At 63.4% G+C, this 23,587-nt stretch carries 21 protein-coding genes and 3 pseudogenes; 19 read left to right on the top strand and 5 right to left on the bottom strand.

The genetic code is table 11. The features are described 5' to 3' along the window. Positions 1-28 precede the first annotated feature (28 nt). The 16 genes and pseudogenes from AC4NN3_RS14730 to AC4NN3_RS14655 all read left to right on the top strand — a co-directional run bounded on the left by AC4NN3_RS14730 (position 29) and on the right by AC4NN3_RS14655 (position 13,951). Positions 29-949: a carbohydrate ABC transporter permease gene (locus AC4NN3_RS14730; protein ID WP_491927831.1), complete on the top strand. Its 921-nt coding sequence runs from the start codon at positions 29-31 to the stop codon at positions 947-949. Then, positions 946-1,809, top strand: coding sequence for a carbohydrate ABC transporter permease (locus AC4NN3_RS14725; protein ID WP_491927830.1), 864 nt, complete (start codon positions 946-948; stop codon positions 1,807-1,809). Before AC4NN3_RS14730 ends, AC4NN3_RS14725 begins: the two co-directional genes overlap by 4 nt. After that, the gene (locus AC4NN3_RS14720; protein ID WP_491927829.1) at positions 1,806-2,477 is read left to right on the top strand and encodes an N-acetylmannosamine-6-phosphate 2-epimerase; all 672 of its coding nucleotides are present in this window, start codon (positions 1,806-1,808) and stop codon (positions 2,475-2,477) included. The genes AC4NN3_RS14725 and AC4NN3_RS14720 overlap by 4 nt, the downstream gene beginning before the upstream one ends. After that, positions 2,474-3,415, top strand: coding sequence for an N-acetylglucosamine kinase (locus tag AC4NN3_RS14715; protein WP_491927828.1), 942 nt, complete (start codon positions 2,474-2,476; stop codon positions 3,413-3,415). Before AC4NN3_RS14720 ends, AC4NN3_RS14715 begins: the two co-directional genes overlap by 4 nt. Further along, positions 3,415-3,636 (top strand): annotated as a pseudogene (locus AC4NN3_RS14710) (acetyl-CoA C-acetyltransferase); the annotation flags it as partial. The gene AC4NN3_RS14715 and the pseudogene AC4NN3_RS14710, both read left to right, overlap by 1 nt. Before the next feature lie 63 nt (positions 3,637-3,699). Continuing rightward, entirely contained in the window at positions 3,700-5,115 is a 1,416-nt protein-coding gene (locus AC4NN3_RS14705) for a sigma-54 interaction domain-containing protein (protein WP_491927827.1), read from the top strand. A gap of 157 nt (positions 5,116-5,272) precedes the next feature. Beyond that, positions 5,273-6,052, top strand: a complete 780-nt coding sequence (locus AC4NN3_RS14700) for a 3-hydroxybutyrate dehydrogenase (protein WP_491927826.1) — start codon at positions 5,273-5,275, stop codon at positions 6,050-6,052. Positions 6,053-6,060: 8 nt separating this feature from the next. Further along, positions 6,061-6,834: an ABC transporter ATP-binding protein gene (locus AC4NN3_RS14695; RefSeq protein ID WP_491927825.1), complete on the top strand. Its 774-nt coding sequence runs from the start codon at positions 6,061-6,063 to the stop codon at positions 6,832-6,834. After that, positions 6,827-7,561 carry an ABC transporter ATP-binding protein gene (locus AC4NN3_RS14690; protein ID WP_491927824.1) on the top strand — a complete coding sequence of 245 codons (735 nt, stop codon included), beginning with the start codon at positions 6,827-6,829 and terminating at the stop codon, positions 7,559-7,561. The genes AC4NN3_RS14695 and AC4NN3_RS14690 overlap by 8 nt, the downstream gene beginning before the upstream one ends. 41 nt (positions 7,562-7,602) lie before the next feature. Beyond that, complete coding sequence (locus AC4NN3_RS14685; RefSeq protein ID WP_491927823.1) at positions 7,603-8,805, top strand: ABC transporter substrate-binding protein; 1,203 nt, start codon at positions 7,603-7,605, stop codon at positions 8,803-8,805. A gap of 63 nt (positions 8,806-8,868) precedes the next feature. Then, positions 8,869-9,756, top strand: coding sequence for a branched-chain amino acid ABC transporter permease (locus AC4NN3_RS14680; protein ID WP_491927822.1), 888 nt, complete (start codon positions 8,869-8,871; stop codon positions 9,754-9,756). After that, the gene (locus AC4NN3_RS14675; protein ID WP_491927821.1) at positions 9,756-10,736 is read left to right on the top strand and encodes a branched-chain amino acid ABC transporter permease; all 981 of its coding nucleotides are present in this window, start codon (positions 9,756-9,758) and stop codon (positions 10,734-10,736) included. Before AC4NN3_RS14680 ends, AC4NN3_RS14675 begins: the two co-directional genes overlap by 1 nt. Before the next feature lie 313 nt (positions 10,737-11,049). Further along, positions 11,050-11,481: pseudogene (locus AC4NN3_RS14670) on the top strand (helix-turn-helix domain-containing protein); the annotation flags it as partial. Positions 11,482-11,673: 192 nt separating this feature from the next. After that, positions 11,674-12,579, top strand: a complete 906-nt coding sequence (locus tag AC4NN3_RS14665) for a LysR family transcriptional regulator (protein WP_491927820.1) — start codon at positions 11,674-11,676, stop codon at positions 12,577-12,579. A 193-nt stretch (positions 12,580-12,772) separates the two neighbouring features. Continuing rightward, on the top strand, positions 12,773-13,525 hold the full coding sequence (locus AC4NN3_RS14660) for an SDR family NAD(P)-dependent oxidoreductase (RefSeq protein WP_491927819.1): 753 nt from the start codon (positions 12,773-12,775) through the stop codon (positions 13,523-13,525). 48 nt (positions 13,526-13,573) lie between these two features. Continuing rightward, positions 13,574-13,951, top strand: coding sequence for an NAD-binding protein (locus tag AC4NN3_RS14655; RefSeq protein ID WP_491927818.1), 378 nt, complete (start codon positions 13,574-13,576; stop codon positions 13,949-13,951). 161 nt (positions 13,952-14,112) lie between these two features. Here the strand turns inward: AC4NN3_RS14655 and AC4NN3_RS14650 are convergent, their stop codons facing one another. From AC4NN3_RS14650 to AC4NN3_RS14640, 3 genes are all read right to left on the bottom strand, one after another. Further along, positions 14,113-15,081, bottom strand: a complete 969-nt coding sequence (locus AC4NN3_RS14650; protein ID WP_491927817.1) for a TerC family protein — start codon at positions 15,079-15,081, stop codon at positions 14,113-14,115. Between the two features lie 36 nt (positions 15,082-15,117). Continuing rightward, positions 15,118-15,603 carry a TerB family tellurite resistance protein gene (locus tag AC4NN3_RS14645; RefSeq protein ID WP_491927816.1) on the bottom strand — a complete coding sequence of 162 codons (486 nt, stop codon included), beginning with the start codon at positions 15,601-15,603 and terminating at the stop codon, positions 15,118-15,120. A gap of 212 nt (positions 15,604-15,815) precedes the next feature. After that, a complete protein-coding gene (locus AC4NN3_RS14640) occupies positions 15,816-16,703 on the bottom strand; it encodes a LysR family transcriptional regulator (RefSeq protein ID WP_491927815.1) in 888 nt (295 codons plus the stop codon). 98 nt (positions 16,704-16,801) lie between these two features. Here AC4NN3_RS14640 and AC4NN3_RS14635 point away from each other — a divergent pair, with 98 nt between their 5' ends. Beyond that, positions 16,802-17,749: a sodium-dependent bicarbonate transport family permease gene (locus AC4NN3_RS14635; protein ID WP_491927814.1), complete on the top strand. Its 948-nt coding sequence runs from the start codon at positions 16,802-16,804 to the stop codon at positions 17,747-17,749. Between the two features lie 75 nt (positions 17,750-17,824). Here AC4NN3_RS14635 and AC4NN3_RS14630 read toward each other — a convergent pair. Continuing rightward, positions 17,825-18,580 (bottom strand): annotated as a pseudogene (locus tag AC4NN3_RS14630) (universal stress protein); the annotation flags it as partial. Positions 18,581-19,141: 561 nt separating this feature from the next. Here AC4NN3_RS14630 and AC4NN3_RS14625 point away from each other — a divergent pair. Next, positions 19,142-21,115, top strand: coding sequence for a S8 family peptidase (locus AC4NN3_RS14625; protein WP_491927813.1), 1,974 nt, complete (start codon positions 19,142-19,144; stop codon positions 21,113-21,115). Positions 21,116-21,525: 410 nt separating this feature from the next. Here AC4NN3_RS14625 and AC4NN3_RS14620 read toward each other — a convergent pair whose 3' ends face one another. Continuing rightward, a complete protein-coding gene (locus AC4NN3_RS14620) occupies positions 21,526-22,224 on the bottom strand; it encodes a FadR/GntR family transcriptional regulator (RefSeq protein ID WP_491927812.1) in 699 nt (232 codons plus the stop codon). A gap of 292 nt (positions 22,225-22,516) precedes the next feature. Between AC4NN3_RS14620 and AC4NN3_RS14615 the strand changes: the two genes are divergently transcribed. Continuing rightward, positions 22,517-23,503, top strand: coding sequence for an acetamidase/formamidase family protein (locus AC4NN3_RS14615; RefSeq protein WP_491927811.1), 987 nt, complete (start codon positions 22,517-22,519; stop codon positions 23,501-23,503). The last annotated feature ends 84 nt before the right edge of the window (positions 23,504-23,587 follow it).

Genomic DNA, 23,587 nt, shown 5'->3' with positions numbered 1-23,587 from the left:
CTTCTGACCTAGCCAGGCGAGCCCGACCATGCCCCAACTCAGGATGACCGGCCGAGGCCTCTGGATCACGGTGCTGATCGTACCGCCACTGGCCTTTGTGGCGCTGTTTATCGTCTATCCGATCATCTCGGCCTTCGCCTATGCCTTCTTTGACTGGCAGGGCCTGCGCCGGGGCGCCTTTGTCGGGCTGGAAAATTTTCATACCGTGCTCTTCGTCGAGCCCTATCGCAGCTGGACGATCAATGCCTTTTCTCACAACCTCATCGTCTTCTTTGCCCTGATGGTGCTGCAGAACGGACTGGGCTTCCTGCTCGCCTATGCGCTATGGCGCGAACTGCCCGGCGCCCGCTTTCACCGCATCGCTGTGTTCCTGCCGGTGGTGCTCTCTACCATCATCGTGGCCTACCTGTTCAAGCTGTTCCTGCATCCCCTGTTCGGGGTGGTCAATATCAGCCTGCGCGGCATCGGGCTGGACTGGCTGGCCCAGCCCTGGTTGGGGCAGGGTGGCACCGCGCTCTGGGCGCTGATCGGGGCGCAGGCTTGGCACATGGTGGGCTTTCCCACCCTGGTCTTCCTGGCCGGCATGCAGCGCATTCCGGGGGAAATCCTCGACGCGGCGCGCATGGAAACCGAGAGCGAATGGGTCAAGATCACCAAGATCGTCTGGCCGCTCGTGGCGCCCAGCGCCACCATCGTCTTCACCCTGCTCTTCGTGGGTGCGTTCAACTGGTTTGAACTGCCCTATATCATGGCCGGCCTCGATGGTTCGCCCTACGGCTCCACCGATGTGCTGGGGCTTTATTTCTACCGCACCGCCTTCGGCAATGTGTCGGCCGGCCAGCAGGATTTCGGCCTGGGCAGCGCGCTGGCCGTGCTGATCTTCATCTTCATCGCCGCCTTTGCCACCTTCATGACGCTGCGCTTGCGGGCCAGGGAGATCCAGGTATGACCGCCGCCAGCACCAGCTATTACGATCGCCGTGGCATCCTCGGCACGCTCGGGCGCGACGGCCTGCTGCAGATCGTGCTGATCGCCAATACCGTGCTGATGCTGGCCCCCATCATCATCATGGTGTTCTCGGCCTTCAAGACCACGCCGCAGATCTTCCAGTCGCCCTTTGCCATCCCCGACTTCACCCAGGTCGGCAATTTCCTGCGCATCTGGACCGAGACCAATTTCCTGCGCTACCTGCTGAATTCCTTCGTCGTCACCGGCGCCTCCATGGTGCTGATCCTGACGCTGGGGACCATGGCGGCCTATGCCATCGGTCGCTATGCCTTTACCGGCTCGAACTTCATCCTGATGTTCTTCCTGGCCGGGCTGACCCTGCCGCTCAAGCTGGCCATCATTCCGCTCTTCATGCTGATGCGGGACCTCTCCATCCTCAACAACCAGCTCTCGCTGATCTTCGTCTACACCGCCATGGGCCTGCCCACGACGGTCTTCATCATGACCGGCTTCATCCGCAGCCTGCCCAATGAACTCGAGGATGCCGCCCGCATGGACGGCGCCAGCGAGGCGCGCATCATGTGGTCGATCATGCTGCCTTTGGTGCGCCCGGCCATGGTGATCGCCGGCATCCAGAACGTGGTGCCGATCTGGAACGATTTCTTCTTTCCCCTGGTCTTCATCCAGAATGACGACCTCAAGACCCTGCCGCAGGGCCTGACAAGCTTCATGGGCGAATATACTACCGACTGGGGCGTGCTGTTCTCTGGCCTGACCCTGTCGGCGGCGCCCATCATCATCATCTATATCGTGCTCTCCAAGCAGTTCATCGCCGGCATGACCTCGGGCGCCGTCAAGTGAGCGCTGCCCTGCCGCGTGGACTGGTCGTGTCCTGTCAGGCCCGGGCGGACAATCCTCTGCATGGTCCCCTTTTCATGGGCGCCATGGCGCTGGCGGCCCGCGACGGCGGGGCGGTGGCCATCCGCGCCAATGGGCCTGACGACATCGCGGCGGTCCGGGCCGCCGGCCTGCCGGTCATCGGCATAAACAAGGTCTTCTCCGACCGGTTCCCGGTCTATATCACGCCCGACTTTGCCGCTGCCCAGGCCATTATTGCCGCCGGCGCCCAGATCGTGGCGCTCGACTGCACCGCGCGTCCGCGCGATGGCGAGCCGGTCGAGCTGCTGGTGCGGCGCATCCGCGAGGAGCTGGGCGCCGCGGTGTTTGCCGATATTTCCACCCTGGACGAAGGCCTGGCTGCGGCTGACTGGGGCGCCAGCTATGTCGCCACCACCCTATCGGGTTATACTGAGGCGACCCAGCCGAAGCCGGAGGAACCCGATTTGCTGCTGCTCGAAACCCTGGCATCGCGGCTGTCCGTGCCGGTGGTGGCCGAGGGACGCTACAATACGCCCGATCTGGTGCGGCAGGCCTTCGATGCCGGCGCCCATGCCGTGGTCGTCGGCACCATGATCACCAATCCGCGCGAGATCACGCGGATGTTCGTCAAAGCCGGCGTGCCGGCATGAGCCAGACCGTCCATCTAGGCCTCGACGTGGGCGGCACTGCCAGCCGCTGGGTCGCCTGTGCGCCCGATGGCAGTGTGCTCGGGCGTGGCGCGGCCAGCGGCGCCACCGGCCATGTCTTCAATCCGAGCGAGAAAGATCGACTGAGCCTGGCCCTGTCGACCATTGCCCAGGCCGTTGGCGATGCTGGACTGACTGCCAGCAGCGTCACTGGCGGCATCACCGGCTATGGCGCTGAAGCAACCGAGGCCGTCAAGGCGCTGGTCGGTGAGCGCTTCGCCGTTCCACCCGATGCGATCGTGCTGCTCGACGATATCGTCCTGGCCTATATCGCCCAGTTCGAGCCGGGGGCGGGGCATCTGGTCTCGGCCGGCACTGGATCGATCGGCGTGCATGTCACCGCCACGGGCCAGACCATCCGCGTCGGTGGCCGCGGCATCCTGATCGATGATGGCGGCGCCGGCAGCTGGATTGCGCTAAGGGCGCTGGACCGCCTCTATCGCGCTTTTGATCGGCAGGGCAGCTTTGCCCCGGTCCAGACCTTGGCCGACAGCCTGTTCGCCAAGATTCGCGGCAGCCAGTGGCACGACGTCCGGCAATTCGTCTATGGCGGCGACCGTGGCCGGATCGGAACTCTGGCCGTGGCGGTCGCCCAGGCGGCCGAGGCCGGCGACGGGACGGCACTGGCCATCCTGCGCGAGGCTGGCGCCGAGCTGGCGCATCTGGGCTCCGCCCTGCTGGCCCGCGCCGGTGATCACCCGATCCGGTTTATCGGCGGCGTTCTCGACCTGCATCCGGTCATCTTCGCGGAAATCGAGGCAAGCCTGCCGGGTCGGGCCGTGAGCCGGGCCGCGGGCGACGCCGCCCTGGCCGGCGCGCAACTGCAGACCGGCCACCGCGCGGCCTGGACGGCCCTTCTCAACGGTCCTCTCTCTGCCTAAACCAGGCAGAAACAGCCCGGACCTGCGCGGTCAATCCGGCTATGGGCTGGGACCCTGCACGGGTAAACGTCAATGGCGCCGCTATTGCCATCAGCGCATCGGGCGCCCGTATTCTCGCCATTCTGCTGCACCAACCGGCGCGCAGCGATCACGGCAAGGGCCTGGCAAAGCTGTGCATCAGCGGCGGCATGGGCGTGACGCTCTGCGTCGAGGGCGCGTGATGCCGTTGCCCCGGCGGTAAGCGGGCACTAGGCTTGCCGGCCAACAATCGAGCGAGGCCGGCCATGGTACCCCTACCGACAACTGAACGCTGGCCGGCTGCCAATGGACTGGCCAGCATCGAGGAAGCGGTGGGCGCCTTCAGCCTGCTGCGCGATTTCTTCGAGGGCGCCATCATTGTCGATGCGCAGACGCGCATCACCTGGATGGACACCCGCTATCGTGACCTGCTGCAGCTGGCGCCCGAATTCGACCCGATCGGCATGCCGGTCGAGGAGGTCATTCCACACTCCCTGCTCCGGCGCGTGGTCGAGACCGGCCGGCCCATCCTGCTCGACATCATGAATTTCAACGACCGCCAGTTCGTGGTCTGCCGCATCCCGCTCAAGGATGAGACCGGGGCGGTGGAAGGAGCCATCGGCTTCGTCTTTTATGACAATGTGGATTATCTCGCGCCCATGCTCGACAAGTTTGAGGCGTTGCAGAAGCAGCTGACGCGGGCCCAGGCGGCCCTGACGCGGGAGCGCCGCACCAAATATTCGCTGTCAAGCTTTGTCGGCCAGAGCGAGGCGGTCAAGGATCTCAAGGCGATGGTGCGCCGCTTTGCGCTGCGTGACGGGGCGGCACTGATCCTGGGGGAGACCGGCACCGGCAAAGAATTGCTCGCTCACGCCATCCACCAGCAATCGGACCGCGCCGACGGGCCCTTCGTGGCGGTCAATATGGCGGCCGTTCCCGAAGCATTGCTGGAGGCCGAATTCTTTGGCGTCGCGCCCGGCGCCTATACCGGCGCCGACAAGAAGGCCCGGCAGGGCAAGTTCGAGCTGGCCCATGGCGGCACGCTGTTTCTCGACGAAATCGGCGACATGCCGCTGGCCGTGCAGGCCAAGTTCCTGCGCGTGCTGCAGGAGGGCGAGATCGAGGCCCTGGGGTCCAACACCGTCAAGAAGATCGATGTCCGCATCATCGCCGCCACCTCGCAGGATCTCGAAGCCAAGATCGCCGATCGCAGCTTCCGCGCCGATCTCTATTATCGCGTCGCCGTGCTGACCGTGCATGTCCCCCCGTTGCGCGAGCGGCGCGAGGATATGGCGCTGCTATGCGAGGCGCTGCTCGAGCAGACGCTGCGCGCGGACGACCAGAGCGGCTGGGTTATCACGCCAGAGGCGATCAAGCTGCTGCAGGCCCATGCCTGGCCGGGCAATGTGCGAGAATTGCGCAACGTGTTGGAGCGCGCGGCCGCGCTGGCGCCCAGCGCGGTTATGGATGCCGGTGTGATCGGTCGTGCGCTGCCGCCGGGCGTGGTGCGGATCGGCACCTCCACGCAGGGACTGGCCACCGCGGTGGCGGATACGGAGCGGCAGGCCATTCTCGATGCGCTGCAGGCCACAGGCGGGCAGAAATCGGCCGCGGCGCTGCGGCTGGGCGTCTCGCGATCGCAATTCTACGAGAAGCTCAAGCGGCACAATATCGTCGCCTGAACTGTCCGGAAATCCGGACACTGTCCTGTGTGCCACACACATGGCCGGACACGCGGATGAAAATCGCCAGCAAATGCCGGCTTTTACCACATGGCACGGAACTTGATAGGTAGAGGGCAAAACATCGGGCCCTTGAAGGTCCGCTACAGGGTGGAGCATGACAACAAAGCGCGTGGCACTGGTCACCGGCTCGACGAGCGGTATTGGTCTGTCGATTGCCAACAGGTTTGCCGCCATGGGATATGCCGTGGCCATCAACAGCTTCGAGGCCGAAAGCACGGTCGCGGAGGTGCTGCATTCGGTATCCGGCACGGGCGCCGATGTGCGCTATTTCCAGTCCGATCTGTCGGCGAATGGCGGTGGCTATGATCTGGTCGGCGCGGTTGTTGCGGCCTTTGGCCAGCTCGATGTGCTGGTCAACAATGCCGGCGTACAGAAGGTGGCCCCCATCGAGGATTTCCCCCCAGCCGACTGGGATCGCATTGTCGCGGTCAGCCTTGACTCTGCATTCCATACCATCCGCGCCGCCGTGCCGGGCATGGCCGAGCGTGGCTGGGGCCGCATCATCAATATTGCTTCCGCACATGGCCTGCGCGCCTCCCCGTTCAAGTCAGCCTATGTTGCCACCAAGCACGGCGTCGTCGGTCTGACCAAGGCGGTAGCGCTGGAAACGGCCGAAAAGGGCATTACCGTCAACGCCATCTGTCCCGGTTACGTCTTGACGCCACTGGTTGCCGCCCAGATTGCCGATCAGGCCCGCCTGCATGCCATGAGCGAGGAGCAGGTCGTGCGCGAGGTGATGCTGGCGCCGCAGCCGACCCGGCAATTCGTGCAGCCCGAGGAAATCGCCGAACTGGCCGCCTATCTCTGCGGCGACCTGGCCCGCTCGATCACCGGCGCGGCGATCTCCATTGACGGCGGGTGGACCGCAAAATGAGCGCAGCCATGACCGCACAGATCCCTCCGGCGCAGGACGTCATCCTCTCCGCCCGTGGACTGACCAAGCGCTTTGCCGGCTTCGTGGCGGTGAACGGCGTCGATCTCGATGTGAGGCGCGGCACGATCCACGCGTTGATCGGGCCCAATGGCGCCGGCAAGACCACCTGTTTCAATCTCCTGACCAAATTCCTGCAGCCCAGTGCCGGCAGCATCACGCTCAATGGCAACGACATTACGCGCCTGCCGGCCGCTGATATCGCCCGGCTGGGCCTCGTGCGCTCGTTCCAGATTTCGGCGGTATTCCCCAAGCTTTCCGTCCTCGAAAACGTGCGTATTGCGCTGCAGCGCCGCCGCGGCGACAGCTTTGATTTCTGGCGCTCGCAAAAGGTGCTGCACCAACTTGACGAGGAAGCCATGGCCCGGGTCGACGAGGTGGGGCTGTCGAGCTTTACCCACGAGACGGCGGGCGAATTGAGCTATGGCCGCAAGCGGGCGCTCGAGATTGCCACAACGCTGGCGCTTGAACCGGAAATGCTGCTGCTCGACGAGCCGATGGCCGGCATGGCGCAGGAGGACGTGGCGCGCATCTCGGCGCTGATCCGCAAGATTTCGGCCAACCGCACCATTCTGATGGTGGAGCACAATCTGTCGGTGGTCGCCGATCTCTCCGACCAGATTACCGTGCTGGCCCGCGGCCAGGTACTGGCCGAGGGACCCTATGACCTGGTCTCCAAGGACCCGCGGGTTATCGATGCCTATATCGGAGCGGGCCATGAATGACGCGATGACGACGAGCGATGCCCCTGCCGAGAGTCTGCTGGCGGTACGCGATCTCAATGGCTGGTATGACGAAAGTCATGTGCTGCACGGCATCAATTTCGACGTGAAGCCCGGCGAGGTGGTTACGCTGCTGGGCCGCAACGGCGCCGGCAAGACGACAACGCTACGCGCCATCATGGGCATTTTGGGCAAGCGGCAGGGATCGGTACGGTTCGAGGGCCGCGAACTGGTCGGGCTGGAGCCGCGCCACATCGCCCATGCCGGCATTGCCTTCTGCCCTGAGGAACGCGGCATCTTTGCCAGCCTGTCGGTTGAGGAAAACCTCATGCTGCCGCCGCAGGTCAAACCGGGCGGGCTAAGCCGCGAGGCCGTGCTCGAGATGTTCCCAAATCTGCGCGAACGTCTCTCCAGCCAGGGCACCAAGCTGTCGGGCGGCGAACAGCAGATGCTCGCCATTGGCCGCATCCTGCGCACCGGTGCCAAATTCCTGCTGCTGGACGAACCGACCGAAGGCCTGGCGCCCGTAATCGTGCAGCAGATCGGCAGGACGCTGAGCCAGCTCAAGCAGCAGGGCTTCACCATCGTGCTGGTCGAACAGAACTTCCGCTTTGCGGCCTCGGTCGCGGACCGGCACTACGTGGTCGAGCAGGGGCGGGTGATCGACACCATCCCCAATGCCGACCTCGCCGCCAACATGAACAAGCTGCACGCCTATCTGGGCGTCTAGCACCAAGCCGGAAATCGGCACCACTCGGAGGAGACGCAACCATGAACTTCAAGACACTCATCCTGGCCTCGGCCACCAGCCTGTTGCTGGCGGGCACGGCCCTAGCCCAGACCGCCGTCAAGATCGGCGTGCTTAATGATCGCTCCGGCGTCTATGCCGACCTGTCCGGCGAAGGCTCGGTCATCGCGGCCCGCATGGCCGTCGAGGACTTCGACGCTGCCGGCAAGGGCATTACCGTCGAGATCGTTTCGGCCGACCACCAGAACAAGCCCGACGTGGCCTCCACCATTGCCCGCCAGTGGTACGACCAGGACGGGGTCGACCTGATCGTGGACGTGCCCACCTCATCGGCCGCCTTCGCGGTCAACGAAATCACCCGCGAGAAGAACAAGATCTTCATGAACTCGGGCGCCGGCTCGGCCGACCTGACCGGCGCGCAGTGTTCGCCCAATACCGTTCACTGGACCTATGACACCTGGGCCCTGGCGCATGGCACGGGCTCGGCCATGGTGGCCGAGGGCAATACCAAGTGGTTCTTCATCACCGCTGACTATGCCTTTGGCCAGGCCCTGGAGAAGGATACTGCCGCCGTTGTCGAAGCCGCGGGCGGCGAGGTGCTCGGCACGGTCCGCCATCCCTTCCCAGGCACGGACTTCTCATCCTACCTGCTGCAGGCGCAGGCATCGGGCGCCCAGGTGATCGGCCTGGCCAATGCCGGCGGCGATACCGTCAACACCATCAAGCAGGCCGCCGAATTCGGCATCACCCAGGCCGGTCAGGCGCTTGCCGGGCTGCTCATCTTCATCACTGACATCCATGCCCTTGGCCTTGAAACCGCACAGGGGCTGGTGCTGACCGAAAGCTTCTATTGGGACCTCAATGATGAGACCCGCGCCTGGTCTGAGCGGTTCGCCGCCGAAAATGCTGGCAAGAAGCCGACCATGGTGCATGCCGGCGTCTATGCCAGCGTACTGCATTACCTCAAGGCCGTGGAATCGACCGGTGGCAAGGAAACCGACGCCGTGATGGCGGCGATGAAGGCAACGCCCACCAGCGATCCGCTGTTCGGCGAAGGCACGATCCGCGAGGACGGCCGCAAGGTGCACGACATGTACCTGTTCCAGGTCAAGTCACCTGCCGAATCCACCGGCCCATGGGACTATTACAGCCTGCTGGCGACCATTCCGGCAGCCGAAGCCTTCCGGCCGATGGCCGAGGGCGGCTGCGCCTTCGTCACCAACTAGTCTCTGCCGGGCGCTCCGGCCCCGCCGGGGCGCCCATCCTCGTTACCACTGGAACCATTTGTCATGTTCGAGCTCTTGGGCATACCGCCACAGGCACTTTTCGGCCAGTTGCTGCTGGGGCTGATCAACGGCTCGTTCTATGCCCTGCTCAGCCTGGGGTTGGCAGTCATTTTCGGCCTGCTCAACATCATCAATTTCAGCCATGGCGCGCAGTACATGATGGGTGCCTTCGTCGCCTGGATGCTGCTGACCTATACCGGGATCAACTACTGGTGGGCGCTGCTGATCGTCCCCATCGTGGTGGGCGCAAGCGGGGTGGTGATCGAACGCCTGATGATCAGCCGGCTCTACCATCTCGACCACCTCTATGGCCTGCTGCTGACCTTCGGCCTGGCGCTGATCATCCAGGGCCTGTTCCGCAACCAGTATGGGGTATCCGGCCTGCCCTATTCCATTCCTGCCGAACTGTCCGGCGGCACCAATCTGGGCTTCATGTTCCTGCCCAACTATCGCGGCTGGGTGGTGTTCGCCTCGGTCGTGGTATGCTTTACGACCTGGTTCGCCATCGAGAAAACCCGGCTGGGTGCCTATCTGCGCGCCGCCACGGAGAACCCAACACTGGTGGGCGCCTTCGGCATCAATGTGCCGCGCATGATCACCCTGACCTATGGCTTCGGCGTGGCCCTGGCAGCGTTGGCCGGCGTGCTGGCCGCGCCCATCTATTCGGTCAATCCCAATATGGGTGCCGACCTCATCATCGTGGTGTTTGCCGTCGTTGTCATCGGCGGCATGGGCTCCATCCTGGGGGCCATACTGACCGGCTTCGGCCTCGGCATCGTCGAGGGGCTGACCCGTGTCATCTATCCGGAAGGCTCGTCCGTGGTGATCTTCGTGATCATGGCCATCGTGCTGCTCGTCAAGCCTGCAGGGCTGTTTGGAAGGACCCAGTGATGACCACTCCCTCGGAAACCGGCTATCGATCCGCTGCCGTGGCCCTGCCGATCGGCACACCACGCCATCATGTGGTGATTTTTGCCGTCCTGCTCGTTCTGCTGCTGATTGCGCCCAGCGTGCTCTATCCCGTCTTTCTGATGAAGGTGCTGTGCTTCGCGCTGTTCGCCAGTGCGCTCAACCTGCTGCTCGGCTTTGGTGGCCTGCTGTCATTCGGCCATGCGGCCTTCTTTGGGTCGTCCAGCTATGTTGCGGCCTATGCCGCCAAGGCCTGGGGGCTCAACCCCGAATTTGCCATCCTGCTGGGCGTGCTGGCCGCCACCGTGCTTGGCCTGGGCATCGGTGTGCTCGCCATTCGCCGGCAGGGCATTTATTTCGCCATGGTGACGCTGGCCTTCGCACAGATGGTCTACTTCATAGCGGTGCAGGCGCCCTTCACCGGCGGTGAAGACGGCATCCAGGCCGTACCGCGTGGCAAGCTGTTCGGCCTGATCGACCTCACTTCGGACTACACGCTGTATTTCGTCGTGCTGGCCATCGTCTTCGGGGCGCTGCTGCTGATCTACCGCATCATCCATTCGCCCTTCGGACAGGTGCTCAAGGCCATTCGTGACAATGAGCCGCGCTCCATCTCGCTGGGCTACAAGGTCAACCGCTACAAGCTCGCCGTCTTCGTGATGTCGGCCGCACTGGCGGGCCTGGCCGGCGCCACCAAGGCCATCGTCTTCCAGCTCGCCTCGCTGACCGACGTCTACTGGTCGATGTCCGGCGAGGTGGTGCTGATGACCCTGCTGGGTGGCATGGGCACGGTTTTCGGGCCCATCATCGGCGCCGCGGTGATCGTCACCATGCAGAACTATTTTGCCGGCTTTGGGGCCTGGGTGACGGTCTTGCAGGGCGTTATTTTCGTGGTCAGCGTGCTGCTGTTCCGCGAAGGCATCGCGGGCGTTCTTGCCAAGTGGCTCAAAAAGCCCCTCTAGTGAGGGGATTGCGCGCGATAGGGCGATAGCGACGGGTCACCGCGGAACCCCGTTCTACATTGACCTGGGATTTGACAGCGCGGCGGCCCTTCATCTTTATGAGAGTGACTGACCTCCAGGTGCATCGTCTGGTCCGTTGACGGGAGGATCGTTCATTCATGAGCGCATGGGGTGAGGGCCGACGCCGCCCCACGCCCTCCAACGCGCCTCCACGCCAACCTTTGGGCACCCCGATCCGAACAGCGCGCCGGACAAGTCGATAGAGCGAACTTACCGTCGACTGCCGGATACAAAAGTGTTTCTGTGTCTGGATGAAATCGCGGTCCTGGCGCCGCACCTCGAGCATGAACTCATGTTTCGGCTGCTGATGAGCCCGCACGGCGCGTCGCTGCGCCAGATCGCCCGGGCAGATTCCCGCCTGGCGCATATTCGCCGCGCCATGGCATGGATTCGCCAGCACTATGCCGAGCGCCTCAGCGTTGACGCCATGGCTGCGGTTGCCGGCATGAGCGTGTCGGTGTTTCATCGCCGGTTCAAGGCGCTGACCGAGGTCAGCCCCTTGCAGGATCAAAAGCAAATCCGGCTGCACGAAGCGCGCCGCCGGCTGGTCACCGAGCACGCCGAGGCCGCCACCGTGGGCTATGCGGTTGGATACGAAAGCGCGTCGCAGTTTTCGCGGGAGTACAAGAGACTGTTTGGCGCGCCGCCGCGCCGCGACGCGGACACTTTGCAGTCAATCGCCTAGGTAGGCCCGTAACGCCCGCCACCATCTCAGTCGCACGCGGCAGCAGCCTCCGGCAACTGGCCGTACAGGCACGAACGGCCGGAATGCGGTCGACTACTGCTCGTACTTGATGGTGGGACCAAGACTGATCGCAGCCCGCAATGCGTTCCGTTGCCAATTGACGGGTAACGGGCCGGCGCCATACATTAATGCATGAGCGACCTTGAGCCGAGTTGGGATCACTACCGGACGTTTCTCGCTGTCATGCGAGAAGGATCCCTGTCAGCGGCCGCCCGTGGTCTTGGGCTGGCCCAACCCACGGTGGGGCGCCACATCGAGGCCCTCGAGACGGCAATCGGCATCCAGCTGTTCCTGCGGACGCCACAAGGTCTGTTGCCGACCGAGGCCGCCATCGATCTCAGGCCCCAGGCCGAGCAGCTCGCCCTTCAGGCCACGGCCCTGCTGCGATCGGTGAGCACACACCGATCCGGCATAACAGGCTCCGTAGCCGGTACCGTCCGCATCAGCGCGAGCGACACCATCGCCGTAGAGGTGCTGCCGGACATTCTGGAGGCCTTGGCTAACCGCTATCCGGCGCTGATCATCGAGCTGTCGGTGTCCGACACCATCGAGGACCTGCTGCGGCAAGAGGCCGACATAGCCATCAGAATGGCCGCGCCGACGCAGGAGGCCCTGGTTGTCCGCCGGATCGGCAATATTGATGTCGGCCTCTATGCCCATCGCCGCTACCTCGAGCAGCATGGGGTGCCGACAACGCTGGATGACATCAGCGCGCACCGCGTCATCGGCTATCACTCGGAAAGCGCCTTCGTGCGCAGCATGCGCAAACGGTATCCGGTGCTTGAGCATACGCAAGCTGCCCTCAAGGTGGACAGCAATATTGCCCAGATGGCGCTTATCCGGTCCGGTTGCGGCATTGGATTTTTCCAGGTGGGACTTGCCCGCCGGGATCCCGACCTTGTGCGCGTTCTCGAGGACGACCTGGCGATGACCCTGACGACATTCGTGGCCATGCACGAAAACCTCAGAACCACACCGCGTTGCCGTGTGACGTTTGACGCGATCGCGGACGGCATGGCTGCCTATGTGAAAAGCTAGGATCGCTAAGGCGCCGCGCCCAGCCAGCCGCAGCTCAGTTATACATTTTCGTGTAGCCGCGACACGGATTTCGCCAGTTCTGTATCTCGGCACCCCGCATCATCTTCAGGGAACGCCGCACGGACGGCTCTTGCGTCCCAAAGGTCGCCTGAGCGCCCTGCGGCGAGAAAACCAGCAGCCCGGAGAATGACAAATGCATAAACTTATCGGCAAGATTGCCGTCGTAACGGGGGCGTCCAAGGGGATTGGCGCCAGCATCGCCATGCATCTGGCCGCAGAAGGGGCCACCGTGGTCGTCAATTATTCGACCGACCAGGCCGGCGCGGACCGGGTGGTCGAGACCATAACCAGCAAGGGCGGCACGGCCATTGCAGTGGGCGCCAATATTTCGCGCGATGCCGAGGTCGCGGCGCTGTTCGACACGGTGCAGCAGCGATACGGACAGGTCGACATCCTGGTCAACAATGCCGGTACCTTTGCGGCCGGCCCCTTCGAAGCGATCACCGCAGACGAGTTCAATCGGGTGTTTGACACCAATGTTCGCGGCCTGCTGCTGGTGACCAAGGCTGCCTCGCCGCTGTTTTCCCCGCTGGGTGGCGCCGTGATCAATCTGACCTCGTTTGTCGGCACCGTGGCGCCCGCCAATATGGCGCTCTACGCCGCAACCAAAGGCGCGATCAACACCATCACCAAGGCCCTGGCCAAGGAACTGGCGCCCCGCAACATCCGCGTCAACGCGATCAGTCCAGGTTATGTTCTGACCGAAGGCGTCAGGGCCGCGGGCATGCCAGGGTCTCCCATGGAAGAACAGGCCATCGCCATGACCCCCCTTGGGCGTGCCGGGATGCCCGAGGATATCGCTCTTCCTGCGGTTTTCCTGGCTTCCGACTCCGCGCGGTTCATCACGGGCGAGATCCTCTCGGTGACCGGCGGTGCGGGAATGTAGAGGAGCGGCCTGCTTGATTTCACTATCCGGCATGCCGCCAATTGAGCTTTGCGATCACCGACAATATCTGACCACAGGTCTGGGACCCGCTCCGCAACGGACCACTATGGGCGCAAGCTTGATGCTTGCGCCCATAGTGGTCAGGGCACTGCCATCGGCCTGCGCCTCAAGGATCGCGGGGTCAAGGTTCTGGGTCTCGATTTCAACCCGCTTGCCGTCCGGCGCTGGCAGGACCTGGGCCTCGAGGCACAATTCAGCGATGCCACCGATCCTGAATTTGTGCGCGACCTGCCGCTGCACCATGCCGCCTGGATCGTGTTGACCGTGCCCCGGCAGGCCATGGGCCTGAGCCATGAAGACGCGCGCAGCACCCTGCTGCAGCTGCTGCGCACCGCGGGCTTTGGCGGAAAGATCGCCGGCGAATGATTGATGGAGGTCGCGCTGCAACACGTGGTGGGGAGATGTGCAACCTGCCTCAGTCTTGCTTGTAAGACTTCAGTGTCTCGGCCCTGACCGCCGTCATCGTGATGATCGTCACAGTTTAATATAGTGAAGGGAGAAGGCACTACGCCTTCTCCCCAATATTGCTAGTGGCCCTTTGAAGTGCGCCACAGAGAATAACCGATGCCACTGGCCAAGATGGTGAATGTGATGCCGAGAGACCATTCGGCTGGGAACTTCTCCCACCCCAGGAGATCAGCGACAAAGATCTTGGAGCCGATGAAGACCAGCAGCACCGCCAAAGCCTGCTTGAGATAGGCGAAGCGGTGCAGGATGGCGGCGAGGGCAAAGTAGAGCGCCCGCAGGCCGAGGATGGCGAAGATGTTGGACGTGTAGACGATGTAGGGATCGGTGGTGATGGCGAAGATGGCCGGCACCGAATCCACGGCAAAGATCACGTCGGCGATCTCGATCATGACGAGGGCCAGAAAGAGCGGCGTCATGTAGCGTTCGAGACGCCCCGTCTTGGGATCGGTCTGGCGCACGAAGAACCTGTCGCCATGCAGCTGTTCGGTGACGCGGAAGCGTCGCTTGATGAACACCAGCACCGGATTGCGGCCAAGATCGGTTTCGCCGTGTCCGGGCATCATCATGCGGATGCCGGTGGCGATGAGGAAGGCCGCAAATACGTAAAGCAGCCAGCCATATTCGGACACGAGGGCGGCGCCAAAGCCGATCATGATCGCGCGCAGCACGATAACGCCCAGTATGCCCCAGAACAGCACACGGTGCTGCAGGTGCCGCGGGATGGCCAGGTAGCCGAAGATCATGGCAATGACGAAGACATTGTCCATGGCCAGGCTCTTTTCGACGACGAAGCCCGTGAGGTACTCGATGCCCGACTGGGCCCCCAACTGCCACCAGACAAAGGCGCCGAAGGCCAGGCCAAGGGTGACGTAGAACCCCGACAGCAGCAGGCTTTCGCGCACCTCGATCGCATGGCCGTCGCGGTGCAGCACGCCCAGATCAAAGGCCAGCAGCAGGGCCACGAGACCCAGAAAACCCAGCCACATCCAGAGTGGCTGGCCTAGGAAAAGGCCGGTCAGCATGTCCATCTGGCACGCTCCCCGAGGCTTGTGCGCAGCAGGACACTACTCACCTGTCGCCTCCTCCAGCCCGAGGGCGCGCTCGACACGGTGCAGGGCGCCCAGTTCGACGGGATGGACAAGGCCATCGGCGGTGATCACCTGGTGGCAGGCATTGCGGATGGACAGCCGGTCCGCCGTGCCGAGCGCGCTGATGCTCAGCGTGGCCAGCGCCTGCCGTTCGGCCAGCTCGGGGGCATAGCCATAGGCGCGGGCATGGTGTGCCAGCTCTTCGGCCAGGTCGGCGACGGAAAAGCCCGCCATGGCGGGGCTGGTCAGAAAGGCTTCCACCAGCTTGCGTCTTTCAGCCAGGTCCAGCTGGCCATCGGCATGGGCGATGACAGCCACGGCAGCCACCAGCGCCTGGAAGAAATCCTCCGCACCAGCGCGGCTGGCTTCGGCATGCAGGTCTCGCCCATCGGCTTTGTGGCGGGCACGCAGGCGCGCGCCGCGCAGAAACAGATCGTCCTGGGGTGGGTTGTCTTTGGTCATGAATAACTCCTCTCAAGGTGCCGCTCGACGGGCTGAGGGAGTGCGTTTGGAGACCATGACGGAAGCGGGCACCAACGCAGATGCCCTCGGGCCCTGCCAAGGTGATCCGACATCGCGTGACGGCAGATGCCGCCGACGCCAGAGGGGCCCGGTCACGCCAGAACAGATTGGCGGGCGAGATCAATGATGCAAGAGGGTGAGCCAAAAAATCGTCAGAGCGGCCAGTTCGAGGCAGCGGCAATCAATTCCTCAGCGATCGGACTCTGGAATTGCCTACTGAAGGTTAGGGCATAGAACGCTTCTTCGATGCCCGGCAGGCGAACCACCTCTCGCAACGTTCCGGCTTCGAGCTCATCGCGGACAACGATAGCAGGCAGTGGGGCGAGACCGATCCCTTCCCGGGCCATGAGGCGAAGCATGGCCATATCGTCCACTTCCGCCAACACCGACGGCACGATGTCGAGGCGTGCGCAAAGCGCATCGAACTCAACCCGGATGCTGCTTGCGCCCGTGGGCAGGATCACGCCGTGTTCGCCAAGTGCTTCCCTGGGGGTTCTCGCCAGCGACTGCAACGCTGCGGCGCCGAACAAGCCAATAGGCTGACGGGCCAGCCGATGCGCAACCAAGCCGTCCGCATGGCCGGTTCCAGGCGCCGCGTTGCACAGCACGACATCGATTTCGAGCCGCCGCAGCATCCCGGTCAACTCGATCAGACTGCCCGATATCAGCACAATCTCAAGGTTCGCCCGTCCGAGGCACGGCCTTAGGAAATCAATCTGAAAATTGCGCGACAAGGTGGCCAATGCCCCGACACGCAATACCTGGCGTCGTCCGGAACCGACACGAAGTGTCGTCAGGAGATCCTCACCCATGTCAAAGATGGCATCGGCGTGGTCCAGCGCCACCTTGCCGGCCTCGGTCAGAACCAGCCGTCGTCCAACCCGTTCGAAGAGGGGATGCCCCAGTCTCTCCTCAAGCGTTTGAATCTGGGTTGAAAGGGCCGACTGCGAGACCGCTAATACACGAGCGGCGCGCGTGAGGTTGCCCTCGCGGGCCACCTGCCTGAAGTACCACAAATGCCGAAAGTTAAGAGCCTTCATCGTTCTCATATATAGAACGATTTGATCTGATCAATGAATTTTTGTGAAAGTGCTGTTCGCGCTACGTCGGCATTGTTCCTTTCCAAACCGGCGATCTGATGGAAATCCTGCTTTCACCCGCAATCTTGTTCTTCGCGCTCGGCATTCTCGCAGCCTCCATCCGCAGCAGCCTCGAGATCCCCGAGGTGATCGGCAAGGCGATGGCGATCTACCTGATGACGGCCATCGGACTGAAGGGCGGAGTTCAGGTCTCGGCGTCCGGCGTTACGGGCGAGCTGGTGGTGGCGGGACTGACAGGCATCGGCCTCAGCTTCTTGCTGCCGGTTCCCACATTCTGGGCGATGCGCCACGTGGCAAAGCTCAACGCGACCAATGCCGGCGCCGTGGCGGCTCACTATGGGTCCGTGTCGGTGGTCACCTTCGTGACCGGCATTGCCATTCTTGAAGCGGGTGGCATGCCAGTCGCCGGCTATATGGTCGCCGTCTTGGCCCTGATGGAGGCACCTGCCATCGTCACCGGCCTCTGGCTGGCGCGGCGATCCGGCGGTCCCGAGGTACACGCCTTGAGCGGGCATCTCTCCCACGCCATGCGGGACGGATCGGTGCTGCTGCTTCTGGGGAGTTTTGCTATTGGCTTGGTGGTCGGCGAACAAGGCTTCGAGCCGATCCAGCCCGTCTTTGCACACGCCTTTAGTGGCGTCTTGTGTCTGTTCTTGCTTGATATGGGCTTGGTGGCCGCCCGTCACCTTATTCGGAGTCGCAGCGTAACGCCTGCCATCGCGGGACTGGCTGTAGCCCTGGCGGTGGTCAATGGAACGGTGGGCGTGCTGGCCGGGTCGCTGATCGGGCTCGACGCAGGTTCCGCGGCAGCGTTAGGGATACTGGCCGGCAGCGCCAGCTATATCGCGGCGCCAGCGGCCATACGGCTGGCGCTGCCGGAAGCCGATATTGGCCTGCCTCTGGCCATGTCGCTGGCCATAACCTTCCCGTTCAACGTGCTCGTGGGCATTCCAATCTTCACAACGTTGGCGCGATTTTTGTCTTGAGGGCCCAGACGGCCCGGACTGCAAACGACCTGGCTGGTGCAGGTCGTTTGCCGCCGTCGCTGAAAGCAGCACTGGGAGTTGCAGTCGCGTCAGGACCCCCTTTGTGGCGCCGCCCAAGATGAAGTCGCGAATCCGGGAATGGCCGTACCCACCCATGGCGAGGAGTTGTGCACCACGTGACAGGGCTGTTTCCTGCAGCGCCTCGGAGATGCTCATTCTGCCCAGTTGGATGTCCACGGGCGTTGCGGCAATCCCTCGCGATCCCAAGGCTTTTGCGAGCTGTGCAGCAACATCGGGGCCACCCAAAGGCTTTTCGTCTTGAACCGTCAACACCGAGATGCGGCCACCTTCGGCCAAGAGGGGCAAAGCGTCACCCAGCGCCCTTGCTGCCATCCGGCTTGCGTCCCAGGCGATGGCGATGTGCGTTAGGGAAGCGGCACGTTGAGTTGATTGCGGGATCAAGACAATCGGGCGGCCAGAGCCAAACACGATGGCCTGCGCCAAGTCCTGCACGCCACCAGTACCGGCTGACCACGGGAGCAGTGTGAGGTCATAGTACCGCGCCTCTGTCACCGCTCGTTCCGATAAAGATCCCAATGGAACCTGCCGGCTCGCACAGCGCACCTCCGGCTCCGATTTCGCCACCTGTAGAACCAGATCCTGCAGGCGCAGGGTTTCGGCCTTGCTCCATTCCTCGACGTCTTGGACGAGACCAGGGACGTTGCCTTGAGCGCACAGTTGCCTCAGAGATCGACGAGATTGCCACTGCGATAAGAGGATTTGCCGCGCCTGTCGTCGGCGTGGGGCGGGAGACCGGAAACCACATACCATGGCTGACGGCAGGGCTGCGGGCCTGAGGCTTCCGCGTTGTTGTCATAGACGCCCGCAAGGTGAAGACGACCCTGTCTTGGCTAATGGGGGGCTAATCGAAATCGTGATCAGCTGAATGCGAGAAAGGATGCCCGGACTCGCTAAAATGCGGCATAAGTCTCGCGGTCAGATTTATCATTTGGCCCACCGCAACTTGTTCACGGGCGTACACGCGTGAAAATCAATGACTTGGCCAAGATCCTGGCAATGGCGCTTCCAGTGCTTCTGGCCGCGTGTTCCGGTAACACATCTATTCCTCCAGCGGCCGGTGCAGAGCAGACGTCGGCGCCGCCGAATATCGTCTTCTCCCCCGCACCAAGTGCCGGATGGGCGGGTGCGTCTGTAGGTCTTAATTCCACGCAGGCTGCTGTCATTTCTTCCTCAAGTGAATTCCGCGCTGTGGATGCCAGTTGCGCTACGGTACGCTGTGGCATTAACTCGACTGGCACACAGTCCAGTCCCTTCCAACTACACAACGTTCACTGGGCTCATTCCGCCGGCCTGACAGGGGTGGGAACCGTGGTGGCAATTGTCGACGATGGTTTTCGGCTGACCCATCGCGAGTTCGCCGGCAAGACCATCAGCCAGACTGGGACGCTGCCGGTCGCGGGCCATGGAACCTTCGTTGCATCGCTTGCAGCGGCCAACAAAGATGGCTTGGGCATGCACGGCGTAGCGCCCGGCGCCGATCTGCACCTGACCTCTTTCCAACCAACGGGGTCCGGTGTCAGCATCGCCAATGTCACAGCCGGTACTTTGGATGCTGCCGCTCTCGACGCAGTGGTCCAGAACAACTCCTGGGGTTTCAACGTCTCGGCGCAAGACCTGAAGACATTCCTCGCTGCCAACCCTGGCGCTTCGGTAGCCCAGGGCATGAATGCGGTGATCGGTTACGGCTCAGGTAGCTGGCAAAACTATTTCAACGCGCTCGACAGCTTCCAGAACACGGGGGTCGTAGTCTGGGCATTGTCCAATGACTCCAGCCTGAGCTCGGGCGACGTCATGGCCGCGCTGCCCCATTTCGAAACTCGGCTTTCTGAAGCCTGGATCGCGGCGGCAAACGGCTATTTTGAGGTCAATGGCAGCGGCGACATCACGCGCGCGGTCCGGCTATCGGCCGCCTGCGGGCTGGCAGCCCAGTTCTGCATCGCTGGCGACGGCATCGCGGCTGGCGCCTGGGACACCAGCGATACCAGCTATGCTAGTGGGTTTGGCACCTCGTTCGTTGCGCCTCAGGTCTCGGGCGCCGTGGCCTTGCTGGCCGAAGCCTTTCCTGACATGACCCCCTCCGAATGGGCGCAGCGCCTGCTCGCCAGTGCCGACAATAGCTGGTTTGCCGGTCGCGGCGTTCCGATTGCCGGTACGATGGACTATGGCAATGGCGTCACCCATGCCTACTCGACCGAATGGGGGCACGGGGTCATGGACATTAAGGCTGCACTCAGCCCCATCGGCTCGGTATCGGTGCTCAGCGGCGCCAACGTCGTCAGCGCCGAGAGGCACAGTCTTGCCGAAAGCGCCATAGTTGCACCCTCCAGCTTTGGGGACTCGCTAAACCTCGCGCTGGCACCCCAGCAGATGGCGGTGTTCGACTCCCTCAATCGTGCCTACCAAGTCTCAGCAGTTTCCACCGTTGCGAGGGCGCCGGCAGGCATGCTGCCGCGCCTGCCGGGCCGGGCCAGTCTCGACCAGGGCGGGGAAGGATTGAACCTTTTGCACACCGGCGACCTCGCGGGTGCTGTTGGAGGTTTTTCTGGAAATGGCAGCAGGGCCTCAGTGCTCTCGATGGCGGGCGAGAGCCTGCTCATTGCTTCGACTGCTCCAGTGGGGTCGGTGGCCGAGTTTACCGCCTATGGATTTGCGGCCAAGCATGGTGCCGTGGATAACGGCAATTTGGCAGGTGGAGGCATCACCCTGTCCCTGCCAGCTGGCAGCGGCACGGTTCTTATCGGGGCGACCCTCGCCAGCGAGCAGGGCGGCGTGATGGGCCTTGATGGTGGGACCGCGTTCGACTTCGGCGCGGGTAGCACAATCGGGGCGGTCAATCTGGGCCTTGAACAGCAATTGGCGTCAGGTCTGTCCTTGTTCGGCCGCCTCGAATATGGCGCCGCTGCTCGTCAGGGCGGTGCGGGTGGCTTGGTGGCAAATCTTTCGGACCTGACCTTCTCGGGCATGGAAATCGGTGCCAGCCTCGCTGATACGATGGCAGCAGGCGACCGTTTGACGCTGTCTGTGTCCCAGCCCCTGCGAATCGAGACGGGAACATTGGAGCTGAACCGTCCCGTTGCCAGGCTTGCCGACGGGAGTATTGTCAACGAGTCCTCTAGCGCCGATCTCAATTCCTCAGGCAGGCAGTTCGATCTCGGTCTGGCCTATCAGGCAAGTCTGGCCAACAGCGCTTCAATCAATATCGGCCTAAAGCATGCCGTAAGCGCAGGGCATGTTTCTGGACAGAGTGGGGCTGGGGCGATGCTCGGATACCAGCAACGGTTCTAGCGATGGCTCACGGGGAAGATCGCCCAGCAGGCATAGAGATGGCGATGGCGACGCGAATTTGTATGCGACTATTGACCTGCAAACTGGCGTCCCGGCAAGGGACGGGGCGCTTCTGACGGACAGGGATGTCTGCTTTGCCTCACTAGTGGTTTGAACCCGACTGAAGCCTAGCGACCCCAACTGTGCACTACACGCCTGCAGCCATTCTTGAGGCCGAGCGGGAACGATCCCCCGGCGCGCTCCTGGTGATCGATCTGGACGATCATCGGGCCGCCGCCAAAGCCTTAATAGACGAGAGCGCGCCCGACATTCTCCCATTGTTGTCGCAGGCGATGCCGCGCCCGCCCATGGGGATTGGCGGGGCTTTATGGCTCAAGCTGCCTTGGCGCCCGGCACCGGAATTGCCGGTCTCAGGCGATCAGGCCGGGCGGTAGATCGGCCAGGCCCAGGGCATTGCGCGCGACATGCTGCAGATGCTCGCGCATGGCCTGTTCGGCCGCCGCGGCGTCCTGCGCTTCCAGCCCCACGATGATCCGGCGATGCTCTGCATAGGTCTGCGCGGCGCCCTCATGGTCGAAATTGTACTCCCGCACCTGTCGCCAGTCGGCCCGCTGCCGCACATTGCCCACCATTTCGAACATGGCCAGCAGCATGGCATTGCCCGCGCATTCGGCGATCTTGCGGTGAAAGGCGATGTCATAGGCTTCATAGCTGCGCGCATCCCGGGCATCGCGACCCGATTCGGCCAGCTTGGTGATGGCCGCGATTTCGGCACGCGAGGCGCGGATGGCGGCGCGCCGAACCAATAGCGGCTCGATGGCCAGGCGTGCCTCGATCATTTCAAGCGGATTGACCCGATGCGCCAGCCGCGCGATTTCGGTGTCGCTGACCATGGACTGCGCACTGGCAAAGGTGCCATGGCCCTGCCGTCGCCAGATCAGCTTTTCTTCTTCCAGCGTGTCGAGCGCCAGCCGCAGCGCGCGCCGGCTGATGCCCAGCGTCGCGGCCAGTTCCCGTTCCGGCGGCAAACGCTTGTCGTCATAGAGGCCCGCGCTCAATTGCCGGCGCAATTCCATAAGCGCCGCCTGGGGGGCTGATACCTCGTTCATGCGTGTCGGCATCCGAATCTCGTCGATGGCTGGGCTTGATTGGTACCACCGGCAGGTCCGTCTTTCACCCCGCAAAAGCATTCCTGCAAGCCCGGTCCCGCCCCGGCCAGCAAACTCCGGCGGCTGAAACGAACCAATAAATGAACCAATATTAAAATGGTTGCAGAAGCCACGCTATGGCGCTACCGTTTAGGCAGAATGGCGACGCGCCTAAATGTTGGGCAGAAGCCTGTCCGGATCTGTACGGGATAGTCCCGTCGTCCCGGACCCATGCCTATTGTTCGGAGCCGCCATGTCTCTTCACAAGCTTTCCGCGTCGCCGGAGACCGTCAGCTGGGGCCGCTTCTCGGCCGCCCAGCCCGCCGTTCTTGAGGTCCGGTCCGGCGACACCGTGGTCATCGAGACCCTGAGCGGCAATGCATCGGTCTTTCCCCCGCCAGACTCGGGCATGACCGTTGCGCCAGCGCTGCGGGCCATCAATGCTGCCGGGCTGCCCGTCGTCTTCGGCCATCTGCTGACCGGGCCGGTGCATATTGCCGGGGCCGTTCCCGGGGATGTCCTGGAAGTGCGCATTGACGACGTCGCTTTGGGCGCCGACTGGGGCTTCAATGCCGTGGGCCCCTTCGTCGGCACCTTGCCCGGCGAGTTTCCGGTCTCCACCCAGACCTTGACCCATATTCCCATCGACCAGCAGGCGCGCACGGCCCGGTTGCCCTGGGGCGCCGTACTGCCGCTCACGCCGTTCTTCGGCGTCATGGGTGTGGCGCCTCCGGCCCATTATGGCGAAATCACCTCTCGCGAGCCGCGCGTGCATGGCGGCAATATCGACAATCGGCTGCTGACAGCCGGCTCCACGCTCTATCTGCCGGTCTGGGCGGAGGGGGCGCTGTTCTCCTGCGGTGACGGCCATGGCTGCCAGGGCGATGGGGAGGTCTGCATCACTGCGCTCGAAACGGCTCTGACGGGCACCTTCACCTTCATCCTGCACAAGCAGGCTGACCGCACCTTGTCCTATCCGCGGGCCGAGACCCCGACGAGCCTGATCTCGATGGGCTTCGCGCCCGACCTCGACGAGGCCCTGCGCATCGCCGTGCGCGAGATGATCGCCATGATCCGCGAGCGCGTCGATATCACCCAGACCCAGGCCTACCAGCTGTGTTCGCTGGCGGCCGATTTCGCCATCACCCAGTCGGTCAATGGCGAAAAGGGGGTGCATGGCCGCCTCGACAAGGCCCTGCTGCACAACGGCGCCCCGGCGCCGCGCGGCCGGCCCGACTGATCAATTGCCGGGCGCGCCGCCGGCGTCGCCCGTCTCCCTCAGCGGTGTTCACGGCCATGCCGGCGCCGCCGCTCTGCCCCTATC

Source organism: Devosia sp. MDV22-iso42 (assembly GCF_058629155.1).
Note: the sequence above shows the minus strand (reverse complement) of the source record. Positions and strands in the feature narration are given on the sequence as shown.